Source organism: Duganella sp. FT27W (assembly GCF_009295655.1).
GTDB classification, from domain to species: domain Bacteria; phylum Pseudomonadota; class Gammaproteobacteria; order Burkholderiales; family Burkholderiaceae_D; genus Rugamonas; species Rugamonas zoogloeoides.
In genome coordinates this window covers 779,470-797,142 of record NZ_WHIV01000005.1, presented here as the reverse complement: position 1 = coordinate 797,142, position 17,673 = coordinate 779,470, and the positions used below count along the sequence as shown (strand labels likewise).

Annotated in this window: 16 protein-coding genes; 5 read left to right on the top strand and 11 right to left on the bottom strand. The window is 63.4% G+C overall.

The genetic code is table 11. From position 1 onward, the window contains the following. Positions 1-2: 2 nt before the first annotated feature. Complete coding sequence (locus F8197_RS25445) at positions 3-1,043, top strand: sensor histidine kinase (RefSeq protein ID WP_373996975.1); 1,041 nt, start codon at positions 3-5, stop codon at positions 1,041-1,043. Then, positions 1,040-1,765 (top strand): LytTR family DNA-binding domain-containing protein, encoded by a 726-nt coding sequence (locus F8197_RS25440; RefSeq protein WP_227012406.1) that lies wholly within the window; start codon positions 1,040-1,042, stop codon positions 1,763-1,765. Before F8197_RS25445 ends, F8197_RS25440 begins: the two co-directional genes overlap by 4 nt. A gap of 6 nt (positions 1,766-1,771) precedes the next feature. Here F8197_RS25440 and F8197_RS25435 read toward each other — a convergent pair whose 3' ends face one another. The 4 genes from F8197_RS25435 to clpS all read right to left on the bottom strand — a co-directional run bounded on the left by F8197_RS25435 (position 1,772) and on the right by clpS (position 10,428). Then, complete coding sequence (locus F8197_RS25435) at positions 1,772-4,216, bottom strand: FtsX-like permease family protein (RefSeq protein ID WP_152884515.1); 2,445 nt, start codon at positions 4,214-4,216, stop codon at positions 1,772-1,774. A gap of 128 nt (positions 4,217-4,344) precedes the next feature. Further along, on the bottom strand, positions 4,345-7,695 hold the full coding sequence (locus F8197_RS25430) for a S41 family peptidase (RefSeq protein WP_152884509.1): 3,351 nt from the start codon (positions 7,693-7,695) through the stop codon (positions 4,345-4,347). A gap of 127 nt (positions 7,696-7,822) precedes the next feature. Beyond that, positions 7,823-10,129, bottom strand: coding sequence for an ATP-dependent Clp protease ATP-binding subunit ClpA (clpA, locus tag F8197_RS25425; RefSeq protein ID WP_152884507.1), 2,307 nt, complete (start codon positions 10,127-10,129; stop codon positions 7,823-7,825). Further along, a complete protein-coding gene (clpS, locus tag F8197_RS25420) occupies positions 10,126-10,428 on the bottom strand; it encodes an ATP-dependent Clp protease adapter ClpS (RefSeq protein ID WP_019921882.1) in 303 nt (100 codons plus the stop codon). The genes clpA and clpS overlap by 4 nt, the downstream gene beginning before the upstream one ends. A gap of 323 nt (positions 10,429-10,751) precedes the next feature. Between clpS and F8197_RS25415 the strand changes: the two genes are divergently transcribed. Further along, the gene (locus tag F8197_RS25415; RefSeq protein ID WP_019921881.1) at positions 10,752-10,955 is read left to right on the top strand and encodes a cold-shock protein; all 204 of its coding nucleotides are present in this window, start codon (positions 10,752-10,754) and stop codon (positions 10,953-10,955) included. Positions 10,956-11,078: 123 nt separating this feature from the next. On the opposite strand, the gene F8197_RS25410 is transcribed toward F8197_RS25415, so the two are convergent. The 3 genes from F8197_RS25410 to icd form a co-directional block, all read right to left on the bottom strand. Then, positions 11,079-11,393, bottom strand: a complete 315-nt coding sequence (locus tag F8197_RS25410) for a DNA-binding transcriptional regulator (RefSeq protein ID WP_152884505.1) — start codon at positions 11,391-11,393, stop codon at positions 11,079-11,081. Beyond that, positions 11,390-11,734, bottom strand: a complete 345-nt coding sequence (locus F8197_RS25405; protein WP_152884504.1) for a toxin — start codon at positions 11,732-11,734, stop codon at positions 11,390-11,392. Before F8197_RS25405 ends, F8197_RS25410 begins: the two co-directional genes overlap by 4 nt. 149 nt (positions 11,735-11,883) lie before the next feature. Beyond that, positions 11,884-13,140 carry an NADP-dependent isocitrate dehydrogenase gene (gene icd / locus F8197_RS25400; protein ID WP_152884502.1) on the bottom strand — a complete coding sequence of 419 codons (1,257 nt, stop codon included), beginning with the start codon at positions 13,138-13,140 and terminating at the stop codon, positions 11,884-11,886. Between the two features lie 163 nt (positions 13,141-13,303). Here icd and F8197_RS25395 point away from each other — a divergent pair, with 163 nt between their 5' ends. Further along, the gene (locus F8197_RS25395) at positions 13,304-13,864 is read left to right on the top strand and encodes a pseudouridine synthase (protein WP_152884501.1); all 561 of its coding nucleotides are present in this window, start codon (positions 13,304-13,306) and stop codon (positions 13,862-13,864) included. Positions 13,865-13,972: 108 nt separating this feature from the next. On the opposite strand, the gene rpsT is transcribed toward F8197_RS25395, so the two are convergent. After that, positions 13,973-14,245 (bottom strand): 30S ribosomal protein S20, encoded by a 273-nt coding sequence (gene rpsT / locus F8197_RS25390; protein WP_019921878.1) that lies wholly within the window; start codon positions 14,243-14,245, stop codon positions 13,973-13,975. Positions 14,246-14,425: 180 nt separating this feature from the next. On the opposite strand from rpsT, the gene murJ reads away from it, so the two are divergent. Beyond that, positions 14,426-15,970 (top strand): murein biosynthesis integral membrane protein MurJ, encoded by a 1,545-nt coding sequence (gene murJ, locus F8197_RS25385; RefSeq protein WP_152884499.1) that lies wholly within the window; start codon positions 14,426-14,428, stop codon positions 15,968-15,970. Between the two features lie 19 nt (positions 15,971-15,989). Here murJ and F8197_RS25380 read toward each other — a convergent pair whose 3' ends face one another. Genes F8197_RS25380 through F8197_RS25370 form a run of 3 tightly spaced genes read right to left on the bottom strand, consistent with a single transcriptional unit; the run spans position 15,990 to position 17,661 of the window. Next, complete coding sequence (locus F8197_RS25380) at positions 15,990-16,811, bottom strand: type II secretion system protein (RefSeq protein ID WP_227012405.1); 822 nt, start codon at positions 16,809-16,811, stop codon at positions 15,990-15,992. Continuing rightward, on the bottom strand, positions 16,811-17,188 hold the full coding sequence (locus F8197_RS25375) for a type II secretion system protein (protein ID WP_152884497.1): 378 nt from the start codon (positions 17,186-17,188) through the stop codon (positions 16,811-16,813). The genes F8197_RS25380 and F8197_RS25375 overlap by 1 nt, the downstream gene beginning before the upstream one ends. A gap of 2 nt (positions 17,189-17,190) precedes the next feature. Next, positions 17,191-17,661, bottom strand: coding sequence for a type II secretion system protein (locus F8197_RS25370; RefSeq protein WP_152884496.1), 471 nt, complete (start codon positions 17,659-17,661; stop codon positions 17,191-17,193). Positions 17,662-17,673 lie beyond the last annotated feature (12 nt).

Sequence of the window (17,673 nt, the reverse complement as noted above, 5' to 3'; positions counted from 1 at the left end):
TCGTGACCGAACGCCGCCCTCTGCCCGCCCGCCTGCCCTGGTACTGGATCTTCCAGCTGGCCGGCTGGAACTTTCTGCCGCTGCTGATGGTGGCGATGACGCCCAGCGCCGAACGGACACTGGCAGCGATCGCGATTGGCTACTGGGGCGTGGCGGGCGGCCTGCTGATTTCCCACCTGTGGCGCCGGTTCCTCAAGCGGCGCATTGCAAACCGCGTGCGCGTATCGTGGAAAACCATCGCCATCGCTTTGCCCTTGCTCAGCGCCGTACATACGGCGATACAAACGGTCGGCTATTTCGTCATCAAGCCGTTCGGCGAGATACATGGCGCCGGCTGGCTGCCGGGGGCGCTGCTGTTCTGGTGGGGCGTGTACCTGGTCTGGACCATTTTTTACATGCTGGTTGCCTACCTGCGCCGCAATGCCCGGCTCGAAGCGGAAGCGCTGCAACTGCAACTGAGCGCGAAAGAAGCCGAACTGCGCGCCTTGCAGGCGCAGGTCAATCCGCACTTTTTCTTCAACAGCATGAACAGCGTGCGTGCGCTGGTGTACCAGGACCAGGACGCGGCCGCGCAAATGATCGACCAGCTGGCCAGCGTGATGCGCTACGCGCTGCAATCGGGCCACCACGACACCGTGCCGCTGGCGGCAGAAATCGAAGCGGTGCAAGCCTACCTGGCGATCGAGAAAATCCGCTTCGAGGAGCGGCTGCGCATCGCCATCGATATCGGTCCGGGCATGGACGCGGTGCGCATTCCGCCCATGACCTTGCAAACGCTGGTGGAAAACGCCGTCAAGTACGGCGTGGAGGCCAGTCCCACCGGCAGCGACATCCGCATCCGCGCGTGGCGCGACACCGACCAGGCAGTGCGCATCGACATCGCCAACCATGGCGCGCTGGCGCCGTTCACCGATTCCACCCGGGTGGGGCTGGCCAACACGCGCCAGCGGCTGGCGTTGATACTGGGCGCCGGCGCCCGGCTCGACCTGACCGAAGACGGTGGCTGGGTGCGCGCCACCATGACCGTGCCGGAGCTGCCATGATGCAAACCATGCGGGTACTGCTGATCGATGACGAGCGCCTGGCGCGTGCCGAATTGCGGCGCCTGCTGGCGACGCACCCGTACGTGGACATCGTCGGCGAAGCAGCCAACGCCGCCGACGGCATGCAGCAGATCGCCGCGTTAAAACCCGACCTGGTGTTCCTCGACGTGCAAATGCCGGGCGGTAGCGGTTTCGACATGCTGGCCGCCCTCGACGCCGCGCCGCAGGTGATTTTTACCACCGCCTTCGACCGCTACGCCTTGCAGGCGTTCGAAGTCAACGCGCTCGACTACCTGCAAAAGCCGATCCAGCCGGCGCGCATGGCGGCGGCGCTGCAGCGCTGCGCGGCGCAACGCTTTACCGATGTGCTGCCGGCAGCCACACCCGCCGCCATGCCCCAAAAACTGTTCATCAAGGACGGCGAACGTTGCTGGTTCGTCGCCCTCGACGACATCCGCCTGTTCGAGTCCGAGGGTAATTACACGCGCGCCTATTTCGACATGCACCAGCCGCTGATGCTGCGCTCCCTGAGCCAGCTCGAAGAACGGCTCGATCCGCAAAGGTTTTTCCGCGCCAGCCGCCGCCACATCGTCAATCTCGGCTTCGTCGAGCGGGTGGTGTCCAATGACGCGGGCGGGCTGGATCTGACGCTGCGCGATGGCGCGGAGATCGAAGTGTCGCGCCGCCGCGCCGCCCAGTTCCGTAGCCTGACCAATTTCTGATGGCGCTCAGGCGCGCAGCGCATCCGCTGGCGCCATGCGCATGGCCACGCGCGCCTGCCGCGCTATTGCCAGCAGCGCCACCATGACAGTCATTGCCAGCGACAGCAGCAAGGTCCAGTAGCCGCCCGGTGCATGCGCCACGTAGCCGGCCAGGTAGCGCTGGATGGCCAGTGCCGCCAGCGGCAAGCCGACGATGGCGGCTACCAGCACCAGCACACCCGTGTCGCGCACTACCAGCAGAGCGATATCGCGGCTACGCGCGCCGTGCAGCTTGCGCAGCACGATCTCCCTGGCGCGGCGCTGCACGGTGGTAGCCGACAACACGTAGGTGCCGAAGGCGGCAATCGCCAGCGCGATGGCGGTGGCAATGACCAGCAGCGTGGACAAGCGCGATTCGTCGGCGTAGTTCGCCGCCAGGATAGCGCCGGCGCGCTCGGTATGCATGATCGCATCGGGGAAGTAGCGCGGCCACAGGTCGCGCACCAGCGCTTCCACCTGCGCGGCCGGTGCCGATGCGCGCACACTCAGCGCCACGCCCGCCGTCCATAACTCGTAGGCGGTGGCGCGCGGCGCCTCGCGCAGCGTATGGAAATGCAGGTCGGGCGCGATGCCCACCACGCGCTTGCGCACGACCTTGCCGTCGAAGCCGGTAAACAGCACCACCTGCCCAACCGCCGCCTGCGGCGAGGCAAAGCCAAGGTCGCGGGTGGCAATCGCGTTGAGCACCACCGGCACGGGATCGTCTTCCTTGTCCAGCGCCGCCTGGAACAGCCGTCCGGCTTCGGGCGCGATGCGATACAGCTCGAAGAAATTGGCGCTCACGCCTTTCATTTCCATGCCAGCACCAGGGCCGCCCTCACGCCGCAGTTCGCGCGTCCACGCCTGGTCGAGCCGTCCCACCGGGTCTTCCGAAATGGCGATGCCCTGCACGCCCGGCTGCGCGGCCAGCGCGGTCATGAACGCGCGCGCGGGCGCGCTGTCACGCACCGGCGCCGGCAGATCGACAATGACGAACGGTGCCGGATCGAAGCCCGGCGAGGCGCGCAGCGCGAACGCGGTCTGCCAGGCCACGGCGGCGGTCACGCTCACAAAGCCCATGGCGATTGCCACCTGCCCGATAGTCAGCGCGCGGCGCCAGCGCATGCCGGCCATCGATTCGCTGTCCCCACGTCCCGCCAGCACCTGCGTGGGCAGCACGCGCACCGCGATCCACGCCGGGTACAGCGCCGTCGCCACGCCCAGCAAGGCGCCCAGCGCCAGCGCGGCGGCGATGTGCGGCAGCGACAGCAGGCCCTCGAGATCGCGGTTCATCAGCAGCGAGAACTGCGGCAGCGCCAGCCACGCCAGCACCAGTCCCAGCACGGTGGCCACCACGGACACCGCCACCGATTCCACCACGAAGTGCAGCACCAGGCGGCGCGCACTGGCACCGAGTACCTTGCGCACCGCCACCTCGCGCTGGCGGCGCAGCACGCGAATGGTAGCCAGGTTGACGTAATTGATGGCTGCCAGCGCCAGCACCAGCAACGCGATGGCGGCCAGCGCGGCAACCACCGCCGGGTTGGCGCGGCTGCCGGGCTTGAACACGCGGTTGCCTTGCACCTGGTGGTCGAAGTAGGCGTGGCGCAGCGGCGTGACGCCGATGTCCATGATCTTGCGCGTTCCCAGCCGCGCCAGCGTTTCGGGCGGCACATTGCGCAGGCTGGGTGCGCGATCGACCGCCTGCTGCAACGCCGCGACGATGGCCGGCAGCGCAGCCTCGGACGTCACCCGCAGCAGCACCTTGCCCATCCAGCCCTGCTGGCCGGTCAGCAGTTCGTCGCGCACCATCGGGTCGGTGAGCGTGGAATTCGCGCCCAGCAGCGAGTCGAACGGGATCGTGGTGGTCGGTGGCGGCGTGCGCACGACCGCGCCCACGCGCACCGTCTTGCCTTCGGCCTGCATGGTGCGGCCCACGGCGTCGGTGGTGCCGAACAGCCGCTGCGCGGTGGCCTGGGTGAGCACCACCGCATCCGGTTGCGCGAGCGCCTGGTGCAGGTCGCCCTGCACCGCCTGCAATCCCAGCATGTCGGCAAACCCGGGCAGCACCAGCAGTCCCTGCAAGTGGTGGCGATGCTCGCCGATGCGCACCACCAGCGGCGTGGTCTCGGGGCGCGACGGGAAGAACACGGTGGCGTCCACCACCCCGGGCGTTGCCAGGGCGGTCTGGCGCAGGAAGGCCGGCGCCACATCGTGCAGCGGCGACTGCGGATCGACGTTGTAGCGCTGCGTAACCACGACCATCTGGTCGGCGTTCGGCACGTGCGCATCGTATTGCAGCGAATAGCGGACATACCCGAGCAGCAGGATGCAGGTGCACAAGCCGACGGCCAGGCCGAGGATCACGACCAGCGAGTAGCCGGGTTCGTGCAGCAAGGTGCGCCAGCCGATGCGGAAGTCCTGGAGTTTCATTGAATATCCTGAAGTGGTGATGCCGTGACATTGCAACTAGCGTGCCACGGCACTTTCCGCGCCGGGAATCGCGCATTCAGCAGCGGCTGTTCATAGTCGAACACCGGCGCTGTCCGCTTTCGCACACCTTACTTCAATGCGGGGATCTTCTGCGGCGTATAGGGCTGCACCGGCTGCGCCTTGAGCTTTTTCGCCAGCAGGTCCAGCGCCACTTCCAGCTGGCGATCCTGGCCGGTGAAGGTGGCATGCGGCAGGTTGTCCACTTCCACGTCCGGCGTCACACCCACGCCTTCGATCAGCCAGTGGCCGTCGGCCGTATTGAACTGGCCGTTCTGCGCCACCCGTGCCATGCCGTCGTCGCTCAGGCGATTGTTATCGCTGAGCCACACGCCGGCGCCGGCAGTGCGCATGCCCACCAGCGGGGCCAGGCCCAGCGCCTTGACGCCCGCGGCAAAGGTCTCGCCGTCGGAATACGTCAGCTGGTCGATCAGCACCACCAGGTGGCCGCGGAACGTGGTCTGCATGTTCGGAGCGGGCTGGCTGCCCGGCGACGACCAGAAGGCCCACGCCTTGCGCAGCAGTTTTTCGATGATCCAGCTGTCGATATTGCCGCCGTTATTGCGGCGCACGTCGATGATCAGGCCCTCGCGGTTGACGTTGGCGTAGAAGTCGCGTGCGAACGAGGCGATGTCGCGCGCGCCCATGGCGCGCAGGTGCAGGTAGCCGATACGTCCGCCGGACGCCGCCTCCACCTGGCGTGCGCGGCTCTGTTCCCAGTCGCTGTAGCGCAGCGCCGCCTGTTTGGTCATATCCACGGGCAGCACGATCACCGGCCGGCTGCGGTTGTTCTTGTCCTTGACCTGCAAGAGCACCTGCTTGCCGGCCTGGTTGAGCAGCAGGTCGGCGATGTCGCGCGCTTCGCTGGCCGGCTTGCCGTTGACGGCGGTGATGATCTCGCCCTCCTTGATGTCCACGCCGGCCTGCGCCAAAGGTCCGCGCTCGGACGGCAGTTCCGGTTCGCTGCGGTAGATGTGATCGACCTGGTAGCCATCGGCAACGCGCGTGAACAGCGCGCCCAGGCCGGCCGGCGTGCCTTCCGGCGCCGAGCGGCGCAAGTCGCCGGGTCGGATCTGCGAGTGCAGCGCGCCCACTTCGCTCACCATCATGCCCAGGATATCGTTGAGTTCCGCGCGGTCGGTCACGCGCTCGACCAGCGGCGCATACTTCTGGCGCACGCCGGCCCAGTCCACGCCGCGCATATTGGCGTCGTAGAGGAAATCGCGGTGCATGCGCCAGGCGTCATTGAACATCTGCTTCCACTCCAGGCGCGGGTTGGACGTAAAACTCCAGTCGTCCACCTTGACCCTGGCCTTGGAGATATCGGCTGGCGCCTTGGCGCCCGCATCGACGATGATCATCTCGCCCGGCCCGGCGGCAAAGGTGCGATAGTAAACATGCTTTTTGTCCTGCGCCAGGTCGAACTCGCGCACGCCGCTGGCAAAGGTTTCCGGCTGCGGGCCGTTGGCGGCAATCGCCAGCGTTTTCAGGTTGGCCTTGCCGCCAGGCGCTTCGCTCTCGAGGTAGTACAGGCGCTTGTCGTCCATCGCCAGCGCGCGATAGTTCCCCGGCGCCAGCGGCACCTCGTACAGGCGGTCCTGCAAGCCGGCAAACACGATGGCCGGCAGTGTCTTGCCGGCGTTGGCCTTCGGCTTGGCGTCGGTGGTCTTGGAGACTTTTTCCACGGCTTTTTCTGCCGCTTTTTCAGCCGCCTGTTCAACCGCCTTGTCCTCGGTGCCGACCGCGCTCTTTTCGCCCGGCAGGCTCAGTTCATCGTCCGGCTTGAACGGGAAGCGGTTACCCGGCTGCAGCGCCAGCGCATACACGCCGGTGCGCTTGTCGAACACGGGGCCCATATTGCGGTCGCCCCACGGCGAACCGTTGGCCAGCGTGAAGTTGCGGGCCGAGAGGAAGTACAACCACTTGCCGTCCGACGAAAACACCGGCGCGCCGGACGTGAACCGGTCGCTGGTGACGAACGCCAGCTGTTTTGAAGCCAGGTTGTACAGGCCGATCTGCTCGCGCTGCTCGGTACTGGCGGCGCGCACGATGGCCAGGTTTTTACTATCCGCCGACCAGACGATTTCGTCGTGCTTGTCCACGCCCGCCTTGCCGGCGTCGTCGATCACGACATTGGTCTTGGTGGCCAGGTCCAGCAGCCAGAAGCGGCCCTTCTTGTCGGTGTGGCCCAGCCAGCGCCCGTCCGGCGACGGGTACAGTTGCCAGCGGTGACTGATGCCGTCTTTTGTGAGGCGTTCGCCCGGTCCCGAGCCATCGGCCGGGTACTTCCAGATTTCGTTTTCGCCGGTGGTATCGACGATGGCATACACCCAGCGCTCGTCGTGGCTGAATACCGCCTCGCGCGCCCGCGCACCTTCGGGAATGGCGATTTCCACGCGGCGCTGGGCGCCGGTGCCGGCCAGGCTCACGCGCCCGCGCGCAGTGAGCACCAGCCGCTCGCGCGTACCCGCCAGCTGGACGTTGGTCAGCTGCTCCAGCGGCGAGCGGATCTGGCGTACGCGCTGCTGGTCGAAGTCGGACACCAGGTCGATTGCCAGCGGGCGGTCGCTGGCCGACGCCAGGTCCAGCACGTGCACGTCGGCGCCCAGCTGGTAGGCGATACGGCCGTCGCCCAGCGCGGCGTTGCGCACATCCCATTCCTGGTGGCGCGTGTGCTGGCGCAGGTCGGCGCCAGCGGCCGTCATCGACCAGATGTTATCGGCGCCATCGCGGTCGCTGATGAAATACAGGCGACCCTGCCACCACATCGGCCTTTTGCTATTGCCGGCATCGGACGCCAGCAGTTGCACCGCCTCGGCCTTGCCATCGACATCGTAGCGCCACAGCTGCGCGTGCGCCCCGCCCCGGTAGTTCTTGACGTTGTCGTTGGTGAGCGCCAGGCCGTAGCGGGTGAAGTACAAAGTTTTGCCGGCGTCGTCGAGCACGGCGTCGTTGGCATCGGCCACGGCAAACACGCGGCGCGCCAGCGTGGTGGGCGTGACGGCTGCGACGATGCGGTGCGCCGACGGTCCCTTGCTGTCCTGGGTGCTGACCAGCACCTCGCCCTGCGCGGTCCAGCCCAGCACCGTCACGGCGCCATTTTCAAACGTGATGCGCCGTGGCAGGCCGCCAGCGAGCGGCATCACATAGGCTTCCTGCCCGCCTTCGTAGGCGCCGGTAAACGCCACCCAGCGGCCGTCGTGCGAGATGGCGGCGTTGGTTTCGGCAGCGGCGTGCGTGGTCAGGCGCTGGGCCGCGCCGCCCTGGGCGCCAGTCTTCCACAAGTCGCCTTCGGCGGTGAACACCACGGCGTCGCCACGGATGGCAGGGAATCGGTAGTAGGCGTCGGCGGCGTGGGCGCCGATCTGGGTGGCCAGCAGGCCGGTGGACAGCAACAGTTGCGACAGGCGGGACAGTTTCATGGAGACCAGGTTAAGTTGTCGGATTGAACGACAATTCTGGCACAGCTCGGGCTGCCGCAGGCAAAAATCGGGACGTAAAAAAACCCGCGCCACTTGCGTGGGCGGGTTTTTGTGCCAGCGTTGACGCTTAGTCCACTTCCACCGTTTCCGGTGACAGGGTGGGCGCCGCGTCCGGCGGTTCCGGGAACTCCAGCTTGACCACGTCCTTCTCGTCCAGGTCCACGGTGACCTTGCCGCCGGTGACCAGTCGGCCGAACAGCAGTTCGTCGGCCAGCGCTTTGCGGATCATGTCCTGGATCAGGCGCGCCATCGGGCGCGCGCCCATCAGCGGATCGAAGCCTTTCTTGCCGAGGAACTTGCGCAGCTTCTCGGTGAAGATCGCTTCGACCTTTTTCTCATGCAGCTGCTCTTCCAGCTGCATCAGGAATTTGTCCACCACGCGCAGGATGATTTCCTCGTCCAGCGCACGGAAGCTGATGATCGCGTCGATACGGTTGCGGAACTCCGGCGTGAACATGCGCTTGATGTCGCCCATCTCGTCGCCGGCCTGCTTGGAGTTGGTGAAGCCGATGGTGGCCTTTTGCAAACTCTCGGCGCCCGCGTTGGTGGTCATGATGATGATCACGTTGCGGAAGTCCGCCTTGCGGCCGTTGTTGTCGGTCAGCGTGCCATGGTCCATCACCTGCAGCAGGATGTTGAAAATGTCCGGGTGGGCTTTTTCAATTTCGTCCAGCAGCAGCACCGCGTGCGGCTTCTTGGTGATGGCTTCGGTGAGCAAACCGCCCTGGTCGAAACCGACGTAGCCCGGCGGCGCGCCGATCATGCGCGACACCGCGTGACGCTCCATGTACTCGGACATGTCGAAGCGGATCAGGTCGATGCCGAGGATGAACGCCAGCTGCTTGGCCACCTCGGTTTTACCCACGCCGGTCGGACCGGAGAACAGGAACGAACCAATCGGCTTGTCGGACTTGCCGAGGCCGGCGCGCGCCATCTTGATGGCCGACGCCAGCGCTTCGATCGCAGGATCCTGGCCGAACACCACGTTGCGCAGGTCGCGGTCGATGGTTTGCAGCTTGCTGCGATCGTCCTGGTTGACCGTTTGCGGCGGAATGCGCGCGATCTTGGCAATGATGTCCTCGATCTCGGTTTTGCCGATGGTTTTCTTCTGCTTCGATTTCGGCAGGATGCGTTGCGCCGCACCGGCTTCGTCGATCACGTCGATGGCCTTGTCGGGCAGATGGCGGTCGTTGATGAAGCGCGCTGCCAGTTCGGCCGCCGTAGACAGAGCCGACGACGTGTATTTGACGCCGTGGTGCTCCTCGAAGCGCGATTTTAGGCCACGCAGAATTTGCACGGTCTGCTCGACGGTCGGCTCGTTGACGTCCACTTTCTGGAAGCGGCGCGACAGCGCGTGGTCTTTTTCGAACACGCCGCGGAACTCGGTGTAGGTGGTCGCACCGATGCACTTGAGCTGACCATTGGCCAACGCCGGCTTGAGCAGGTTCGATGCATCGAGCGTGCCGCCCGACGCCGAACCGGCGCCGATGATGGTGTGGATCTCGTCGATGAACAGGATGCCGGCCGGGTTGTCCTTGAGCTGCTTGAGGACGGCCTTGAGGCGCTGTTCGAAATCGCCGCGATACTTGGTGCCGGCCAGCAGCGCGCCCATGTCCAGCGAATACACCACGGCGCTTTGCAGGATTTCAGGCACGTCGCCCTGGGTGATGCGGTAGGCCAGGCCTTCGGCAATCGCGGTTTTACCCACGCCGGCTTCGCCGACCAGCAGCGGATTGTTCTTGCGGCGACGGCACAGGATCTGGATCACGCGATCGACTTCCTCGTCGCGGCCGATCAGCGGATCGATCTTGCCTTCGGCAGCGGACTTGTTGAGGTTTTGCGTGAACTGGTCGAGCGGGCTTTCCTTCGGCTGGCCCTCGGCGCCCGGGGCACCCTCTTCCACGCCCTCGGACGCCTTGGCGGCATCCGATTGCTGGTCCTTGCGTACACCGTGCGAAATGAAATTGACCACGTCGAGACGGGTCACGCCCTGCTGGTGCAGGTAGTAGACGGCGTGCGAGTCCTTCTCGCCGAAGATGGCGACGAGCACGTTGGCGCCGGTCACTTCCTTCTTGCCGTTCGAAGCGGACTGCACGTGCATGATGGCACGCTGGATGACACGCTGGAAACCGAGCGTCGGCTGGGTATCGACTTCGCCGGTGCCAGGCACCGTCGGCGTATTATCGCCGATGAAGTTGGTCAAGGTCTTGCGCAGATCCTCGATGTTGACGGCACATGCGCGCAACACTTCGGCAGCCGATGGGTTGTCCAGCAGAGCGAGCAGCAAGTGCTCCACCGTGATGAATTCGTGCCGTGCCTGTCGTGCTTCGACAAACGCCATGTGCAAACTTACTTCCAATTCCTGCGCAATCATACTTCCTCCATCACGCATTGCAGGGGATGCCCCGCCTTGCGTGCGTGCGTTAAAACGAACTCCACTTTGGTACTGGCTATATCTTTTGAGAACACGCCGCACACTCCTTTGCCGTAGCGATGAACACTGAGCATTATTTGCGTGGCTGTTTCACGGTCTTTGTTGAAATACTCCTGGATGATGGCAACGACGAACTCCATGGGCGTGTAGTCGTCATTGAGCAGCGCCACCTGGAACAACGGTGGGGGTTTCAGCGCTTGCCGCTCCAGTAGGGTTTCGGTGTCATGCTTGGTTGCCATACGCTTATATTCTAATGCTTTCGGGGTTGATGCAATGTGCATTTCACCATGCACAACTAATTGTTTTCCATCTTACGCGTTTTCCTGACTTGCCGCAGATGGCGTCCGGTTTGTCAATTACAAGAGTTGCTTTTCAACCAATTCGATTAAAAGTAACAAAATGCCCATAAATCTTCTTGACTTTCAAATTTGGTCCGCTAACAATGCGTTATCGGCTCCGTGCAGAAATGTACATGTTGATAAGAAGTGAGGCGTGAGGAGGGGCAAGAAGCATCTTGCTTTTATGGCTCGTGTGATCAGTTTTAATTTTGAAAGTTCTTTTTATGGCAACAGGTACTGTTAAGTGGTTCAATGATTCCAAAGGTTTTGGCTTCATCACTCCAGATGACGGCGGCGAAGATTTGTTCGCGCACTTCTCCGCAATCAACATGAACGGTTTTAAGACCCTCAAAGAAGGTCAAAAAGTTCAATTCGAAGTCACGCAAGGCCCTAAAGGCAAGCAAGCTTCCAACATCCAGTCCACGTAATTTGGTGGCATCGATGTACAAAAACCCCGTCTGCGGGGTTTTTTTTCGCCCGTACTGCCGACCTCGCCCACAGCAAAGTGTTGTTGCGATCCGACGGTAGTCCACGCCCAGCACTGGCGCGGATCACGCCAGTGTCGCCAACTGTTCGAGCGTACCCGGGTATTTTTGCAGCAGGCGGATCAGCGTGGTGGCCTGCGCATTGGGCTTGGCGCGCCCCTGCTCCCAGTTTTCCAGCGTGCGCGCATTGACCCGCAGGTACATCGCAAATACCGGGCGCGACATCTTAAAGTCTTCACGCAGGGCGATTAATTGCGCGCCATCGACAGCCTCGAGGGCTGGAAGTTGAGGCGTGTGGGTGCGCAAGGTGAGCTTGCCCGCGCGCGACTGCGCCAGCGCGTCGAAGCCTTCCGTCAGTTCAGTAAAAATATCCCTGCTCATGATGTCGCTCTCGCTTGAAGTTCAGCATTTAACATGTGCCTGAGCACTTTTTTCTGCTCAGCGCTCAGATCGTCCTGTACGTCTTTGCCATACACGGTAAACAACCAGAATTGGCTGCCCTGAACCCAGTGGTAGTAGATGAGACGCAGTCCGCCGCGCTTGCCTTTTTGCCTGGACGAGTCGGCGAAGCGCACTTTGCGCAACCCTCCGGTTCCCTGTATCACAGCACCAGCATCCGGGTGCTGCAAAAGAAAACGCTGAAATTCGAGAAATTCCTCGTCATCAAAATACTGTGAACGATGGCGCTGGAACGATGGCAATTCGACGAAGCTTGCGTCCATGATATACGTTGATTGCGTACAGTTCAAGTTATCATACCGGGACTGGCCAAGCTATATCAACGTTCTCATCTTTGAATTGCGTTCTCACAAACAGAACGGGCGCCACCCTCTTTCGAAGATGACGCCCGCGCACTCCGGTGATTTGAACCCTACTCCATATTCTCGACCATCACCTCGCCAAAGCCCGAGCACGAGACCTGGGTGGCGCCGTCCATCAGGCGGGCGAAATCGTAGGTGACTTTTTTCGAGATGATCGAACGCTCCATGGCCTTGATGACCAGGTTGGCCGCCTCGGTCCAGCCCATGTGGCGCAACATCATTTCGGCCGACAGGATCAGCGAACCGGGGTTGACGTAATCCTTGCCGGCATACTTGGGCGCGGTGCCGTGGGTGGCTTCGAACATGGCCACCGAGTCGGACATATTGGCGCCCGGGGCGATGCCGATGCCGCCCACCTGGGCTGCCAGCGCGTCGGAGATGTAGTCGCCGTTCAGGTTCAGGGTGGCAATCACGCTGTACTCGGCCGGACGCAGCAGAATTTGTTGCAAGAATGCATCAGCGATCGAATCCTTGATGACGATGTCGCGGCCGGTCTTCGGGTTCTTGAATTTGCACCACGGACCGCCGTCGATCAGCTCGGCGCCGAATTCCTCGACCGCCACCTGGTAGGCCCAGTCACGGAAGCCACCCTCGGTGTACTTCATGATGTTGCCCTTGTGGACGATGGTCACCGAAGGCTTGTCGTTGTCGATGGCGTACTGCAACGCCTTGCGCACCAGGCGCTGCGTGCCTTCGATCGAGACCGGCTTGACGCCGATGCCCGAAGTTTCCGGGAAGCGGATCTTCTTGACGCCCATTTCCCTGACCAGGAAGTCGATCAGTTTTTTCGCGCCTTCCGAACCCTGCTCGTACTCGATGCCGGCATAGATGTCTTCGGAGTTTTCACGGAAGATCACCATCTGGGTTTTTTCCGGCTCCTTGACCGGCGACGGCACGCCGGGGAAGTAGCGCACCGGGCGCAGGCACACGTACAAGTCCAACTGCTGGCGCAGCGCCACGTTGAGCGAGCGGATGCCACCGCCTACCGGCGTGGTCAGCGGCCCCTTGATCGACACCACGTAGTCCTTGAGCACGGCCAGGGTTTCTTCGGGCAGCCAGACGTCGGGACCATACACGCGGGTCGATTTTTCGCCCGAGTAAATTTCCATCCAGTGGATCTTGCGGGCGCCGCCGTACGCCCTGGCGACAGCGGCATCGACCACCTTGATCATCACCGGCGTCACGTCGATGCCGGTACCATCGCCCTCGATGAAGGGGATGATCGGGTTATCTGGTACATTCAGGGAAAAATCGGCGTTGACGGTGATTTTCTGGCCGTCGGCGGGGACATTGATATGTTGGTACATCGCGTACTCCTAAATGGGCACCAGGGGACACCAGGCAAACAGCTACAATGCTGCTCCAGGATCAAGAAGCGCACTACTCTTCTATAAGACATAAGACACTGTTTCGCATTATGCACGACTATCATGCGAGGCGCTAGCCTACACCAATCCCACCCTCTACAGCATGGCCCTCATACTTTTTAACAAACCGTTCCAGGTCCTGTGCCAGTTCTCGCCGCAGGACGGCAAGGCCACCCTGGCCGATCATCTGACTATCCCCGACATCTACCCCGCCGGACGACTCGACTACGACAGCGAAGGCCTGATGCTGCTCACCGACGACGGCAAGCTGCAGCACGCCATCGCCCATCCCGACCACAAGGAAGCCAAGGTGTACCTGGTGCAGGTGGACGGCGTGCCCGACGCAGCCAGCCTGGCCAGGCTGCAGGCGCCGATCGACCTCGGCGACTTCACCACCCTGCCCTGCCAGGCCGTGCGCATCGCCGAACCCGAATGGCTGTGGCCGCGCAATCCGCCGATCCGCCAGCGCGCCGAGCAGCCCACCAGCTGGCTGGCGATCACGTTACAGGAAGGGAAGAACCGCCAGGTGCGGCGCATGACGGCAGCGGTGGGCTTGCCTACCTTGCGGCTGCTGCGCACGGCCATTGGCGGCATCTCGCTGGCCACGCATCCGCTGCTGCCGGGCGAGTGGATGGAAGTGTCTTCGAAGGATCTCAAGCCCTAGGAACCAGCTCCGGCCGCCGGCCGGAGCATAAACCGCCGCCCCATGCGAAAAAACCCGCGCCGGCCGAAGCCAGGCGGGTTTTTGCTGCTGCTATTCCCGAAGGGGGAATTAAGCGGCGGTTGCCAGTGCTTTGACAGCAGCGGCCAGACGGCTCTTGTGGCGAGCGGCCTTGTTTTTGTGGATGATCTTCTTGTCAGCGATGCTGTCGATGGTCGACACCGACTTCTGGAAGATTTCAGCAGCAGCGGCTTTGTCGCCAGCCTGGATTGCTTTACGAACTGCTTTGATTGCAGTGCGCAGGGTCGAACGCTGCGACGAGTTGTGCGCGTTTTGTTTAACTGCTTGACGAGCACGTTTGCGCGCTTGTGCGGTATTTGCCATGGAATTTCCTAAAATAAAGGTAGTTTGCAAACATTATCGTTTGCCAAACAGGTCGTTCGTGTGCCGAACCAAGTGAGTCAAACTGCTGCCTGCCAAACAATTATTGTCTGCATAACAGAATTCTGTACAGCCAGCGATTATAGCGATCTTTTCCGCCCGGAGCAACTATAATCATGCCCCATGAACTTGCTCAGAACCCTCGCCGCCATCTCCAGCATGACCATGCTGTCCCGTATCACCGGGTTGTTGCGTGACATTTTAATTGCCCGCGCCTTTGGCGCCGGCGGCATGACGGATGCCTACAACATCGCGTTCCGCCTGCCCAACCTGCTGCGCCGGCTGTTTGCCGAGGGCGCGTTCTCGCAGGCGTTCGTACCCATTTTATCCGAATACAAGAACAAGAAAACGCTGGAAGAAACCCGTTCGCTGGCCGACCACGTGGGCACCACGCTGGTCTGGGCCACGCTGGTGGTCACAATCATCGGCATCATCGCCGCGCCCGCGCTGCTACTGGCTGTCGGCGGCGGCCTCGCGCCCGAGTCGTTCGACGCCGGCGTGTGGATGACGCGCCTGATGTTCCCGTACATCTCGTTCATGGCCTTCGTGGCGCTCGCTGGCGGCATCCTCAATACCTGGAGCGAGTTCAAGATTCCGGCGTTTACCCCGGTGCTGCTGAATATCTCGTCGATCCTGGCGTCGCTGTTTTTGCAACAACACCTGGAACAACCGATCTACGCGATGGCGATCGCCGTGTTCGTGGGCGGCGTGCTGCAGGTGGCGATCCAGATTCCGGCCCTGATCAAGATCGGCATGTTGCCACGGCTGTCGTGGAATCCGGCCATCGGCCTGCGCGACGCTGGCGTGCGCCGCGTCCTCAAAAAAATGGGACCGGCCGTGTTTGCCGTCTCCGCCGCCCAGATCAGCCTGTTGATCAATACCGGCATCGCCTCGCGCCTGGCCGAGGGCAGCATCTCGTTCCTGACCTATGCCGACCGCCTGATGGAATTCCCCACCGCCCTGCTGGGCGTGGCGCTGGGCACCATCCTGCTGCCGAGCCTCTCGAAAGCCAACAATAGCGGCGACCGCGAAGAATACTCGTCGCTGCTGGACTGGGGCCTGCGCCTGACCTTCCTGCTGGCCATGCCGGCCGCCGTCGGCCTGGCCACGCTGGCCGAACCGCTGATCGCCACCCTGTTCCAGAACGGTGCCTTTACCGCCGCCGCCACGCAGGCCTCGTCCGAGCCACTGATCGCCTACAGCGTGGGCCTGCTCGGCATCATCCTGGTCAAGACCCTCGCGCCGGCCTTCTATGCGCAGCAGGACATCCGCACGCCGGTGCGTATCGCCATCGGCGTACTGATCGCCACCCAGTTGATGAACATGATCTTCGTGCCGCACCTGGCGGTGGCCGGCCTGGCGCTGTCGATCAGCCTGGGCGCCTGCGTAAACGCCAGCTTCCTGTACGCCGGCCTGCGCAAGCGCGACATCTACCGCCCCAAGCCGGGCTGGCCACTGTTTTTTGCCAAGCTGGTGATCGCCTGTGCGCTGATGGGCGCAACGGCCTGGTACAGCGCCAGCCACGTCAACTGGCTGGCCATGCAGCACCAGCCCCTGCTGCGCGTGGGAGCGCTGTTCCTGGTGATCGGCGTGTGCTGCGTGGTGTATTTCGGCGCGCTGCTGGTACTGGGATTCCGGCCGCGCGACTTCAAGCGCATGGCGCGCTGAGTCAGGTCCGCGCGTTCGCTTATTTCTGCGGTGCCGGACCTGGTCCCGGTTCCGGTTCCGGTCTTGACCTCGGTTCAGTTCTCGGTTCCGATTCCGGGTCCGGCGCTCTTGACGGCTCTGGTTCCGGCTCCGGCTCGGCTTCAGCCGGCGGTTCGGCCGGCTGCGCTTCCGGTCCCGGCTCACGTACCGGCTTTGATACCGGTTCGGATCCCGGTAGAGGCCCAGTTCCAGTCCCAGGCCCAAATCTAGGTCCCGCTCCTGGCGCCGGGAATGGCTGCCCCTGCGGCTGGCCGGCTGGTGCCGGCGGTAGCTGCGCATCGGGTGGCGCGGCGCCGGTGTTCGCCCCCTGCATGCCCGGTGTCCCGGGGCCGCTGGCCACGAAACGCCACTCCGAAATCTTCCGCTTGCCCGCCAAACTCTGGAAGCGCGCCGGAAAATTGCCGATCTTGACCGGCCGTGCATCCGACAGGCTGTACACCGCCATCACGCCGGTTGTCCCGCCCAGGTACACGATGCCCCACTCCGCCTTGCCCGTCATCGGATCGACAAAGATCTTGCGCAAGTGGCGGCGCGGGGTGGGAAAGCGCGGGTCGCGCAGCAGTTCCTTGAGCGACGGCGGTTGCGGCGGCTGGCCGGCAGGCGTAGCGTCGGCATAGCTTTGCAGCGCATCGCTGAAGGCGCCGCCAATGACCAGCAGTTGCTGCTCGGCGCGGCTGCGCTGGACCGTGGCGCCCAGCTTGAGCGACGCGGCGGCCACCAGCCCGATGATCGCCACCACGATAATTACGCTCAGGTAGGTAAAACCGCCTTCCCGGCGTGGATGTGCTGGCCGGCCGCGCATCACCAGTCGGCGTAAGGCTTGCCGCTGCGGTCATTGCCCGGCGCCCCGCTCCTGATGTCGTACACATTGCCCTTCAGGCCATCCTCGGGCGGCACGATGATCCAGGTGCTGTCGCTGTCGGTAACCGGGTCGCGCGGCAGCGCACGCAGGTATTTTTTCTCCACCAGCTGGTCCAGCGAATCGGGATAGCGGCCGGTGTCGCCGTAATACTGGTCGATCAGGCCGCGCAGGTTGCGCAGGTTATCGGCCAGCACCACCTCCCTGGATTTGTCCACACTGGGGAAGTAGCGCGGCACGGCCAGCGTGAGCATCAGCGCGACGATGCCCAGCACCACCAGCAGTTCGATCAGGGTGAAGCCCTTGGCCGTCTTTTTCATGATCACCACTTTTTGTAGGGCACGCCGTTCAGGCCCGCCTTCTCGCTCAGGCTGTAGACGTCATAGACATCGTCGCCCTCGCGCGGATCGTCCGCTTCACTGGCGTAGCTGCGCTTGCCCCAGGTTTGCGCGTCGGTGAGCGCCGCATCGGGATTGAACGGATCGCGCGGCACCCGGCGCAGGAAATAGATCTTGGCCTGCTTGGGCGTTTGTACATCGGGCACGCCTGCCACCAGCACGTCGAGACTGACAGGATAGCCGGTGGACGTCACGCTGCGCGTCACCCGCCCCTGTTCGTAAGCCAGCTTGTAGGCGTCGATGGCGCTGCGGATCTGTTGCAGCGCCTCGCGCAGGTCCTGCTCCTGGCGCCGCTGCACCACCACCTGCGCGGTCGGAATCACCAGTGCGCCAAGCAGGCCGACGATGGCCAGCGTCACCAGCAGTTCGATCAGGGTAAAGCCGCGCGCGCGCATCGCCGTCAGGTC

What these genes read in the sequence shown, in the direction of transcription:
- F8197_RS25380 (WP_227012405.1), bottom strand. Translation starts at nt 16,811, where the DNA reads ATGCGCGGCCGGCCAGCACATCCACGCCGGGAAGGCGGTTTTACCTAC.
- F8197_RS25415 (WP_019921881.1), top strand. Translation starts at nt 10,752, where the DNA reads ATGGCAACAGGTACTGTTAAGTGGTTCAATGATTCCAAAGGTTTTGGC.
- F8197_RS25410 (WP_152884505.1), bottom strand. Translation starts at nt 11,393, where the DNA reads ATGAGCAGGGATATTTTTACTGAACTGACGGAAGGCTTCGACGCGCTG.
- F8197_RS25395 (WP_152884501.1), top strand. Translation starts at nt 13,304, where the DNA reads ATGGCCCTCATACTTTTTAACAAACCGTTCCAGGTCCTGTGCCAGTTC.
- murJ (WP_152884499.1), top strand. Translation starts at nt 14,426, where the DNA reads ATGAACTTGCTCAGAACCCTCGCCGCCATCTCCAGCATGACCATGCTG.
- F8197_RS25430 (WP_152884509.1), bottom strand. Translation starts at nt 7,695, where the DNA reads ATGAAACTGTCCCGCCTGTCGCAACTGTTGCTGTCCACCGGCCTGCTG.
- F8197_RS25435 (WP_152884515.1), bottom strand. Translation starts at nt 4,216, where the DNA reads ATGAAACTCCAGGACTTCCGCATCGGCTGGCGCACCTTGCTGCACGAA.
- F8197_RS25370 (WP_152884496.1), bottom strand. Translation starts at nt 17,661, where the DNA reads ATGCGCGCGCGCGGCTTTACCCTGATCGAACTGCTGGTGACGCTGGCC.
- rpsT (WP_019921878.1), bottom strand. Translation starts at nt 14,245, where the DNA reads ATGGCAAATACCGCACAAGCGCGCAAACGTGCTCGTCAAGCAGTTAAA.
- clpS (WP_019921882.1), bottom strand. Translation starts at nt 10,428, where the DNA reads ATGGCAACCAAGCATGACACCGAAACCCTACTGGAGCGGCAAGCGCTG.
- clpA (WP_152884507.1), bottom strand. Translation starts at nt 10,129, where the DNA reads ATGATTGCGCAGGAATTGGAAGTAAGTTTGCACATGGCGTTTGTCGAA.
- F8197_RS25440 (WP_227012406.1), top strand. Translation starts at nt 1,040, where the DNA reads ATGATGCAAACCATGCGGGTACTGCTGATCGATGACGAGCGCCTGGCG.
- icd (WP_152884502.1), bottom strand. Translation starts at nt 13,140, where the DNA reads ATGTACCAACATATCAATGTCCCCGCCGACGGCCAGAAAATCACCGTC.
- F8197_RS25405 (WP_152884504.1), bottom strand. Translation starts at nt 11,734, where the DNA reads ATGGACGCAAGCTTCGTCGAATTGCCATCGTTCCAGCGCCATCGTTCA.
- F8197_RS25375 (WP_152884497.1), bottom strand. Translation starts at nt 17,188, where the DNA reads ATGAAAAAGACGGCCAAGGGCTTCACCCTGATCGAACTGCTGGTGGTG.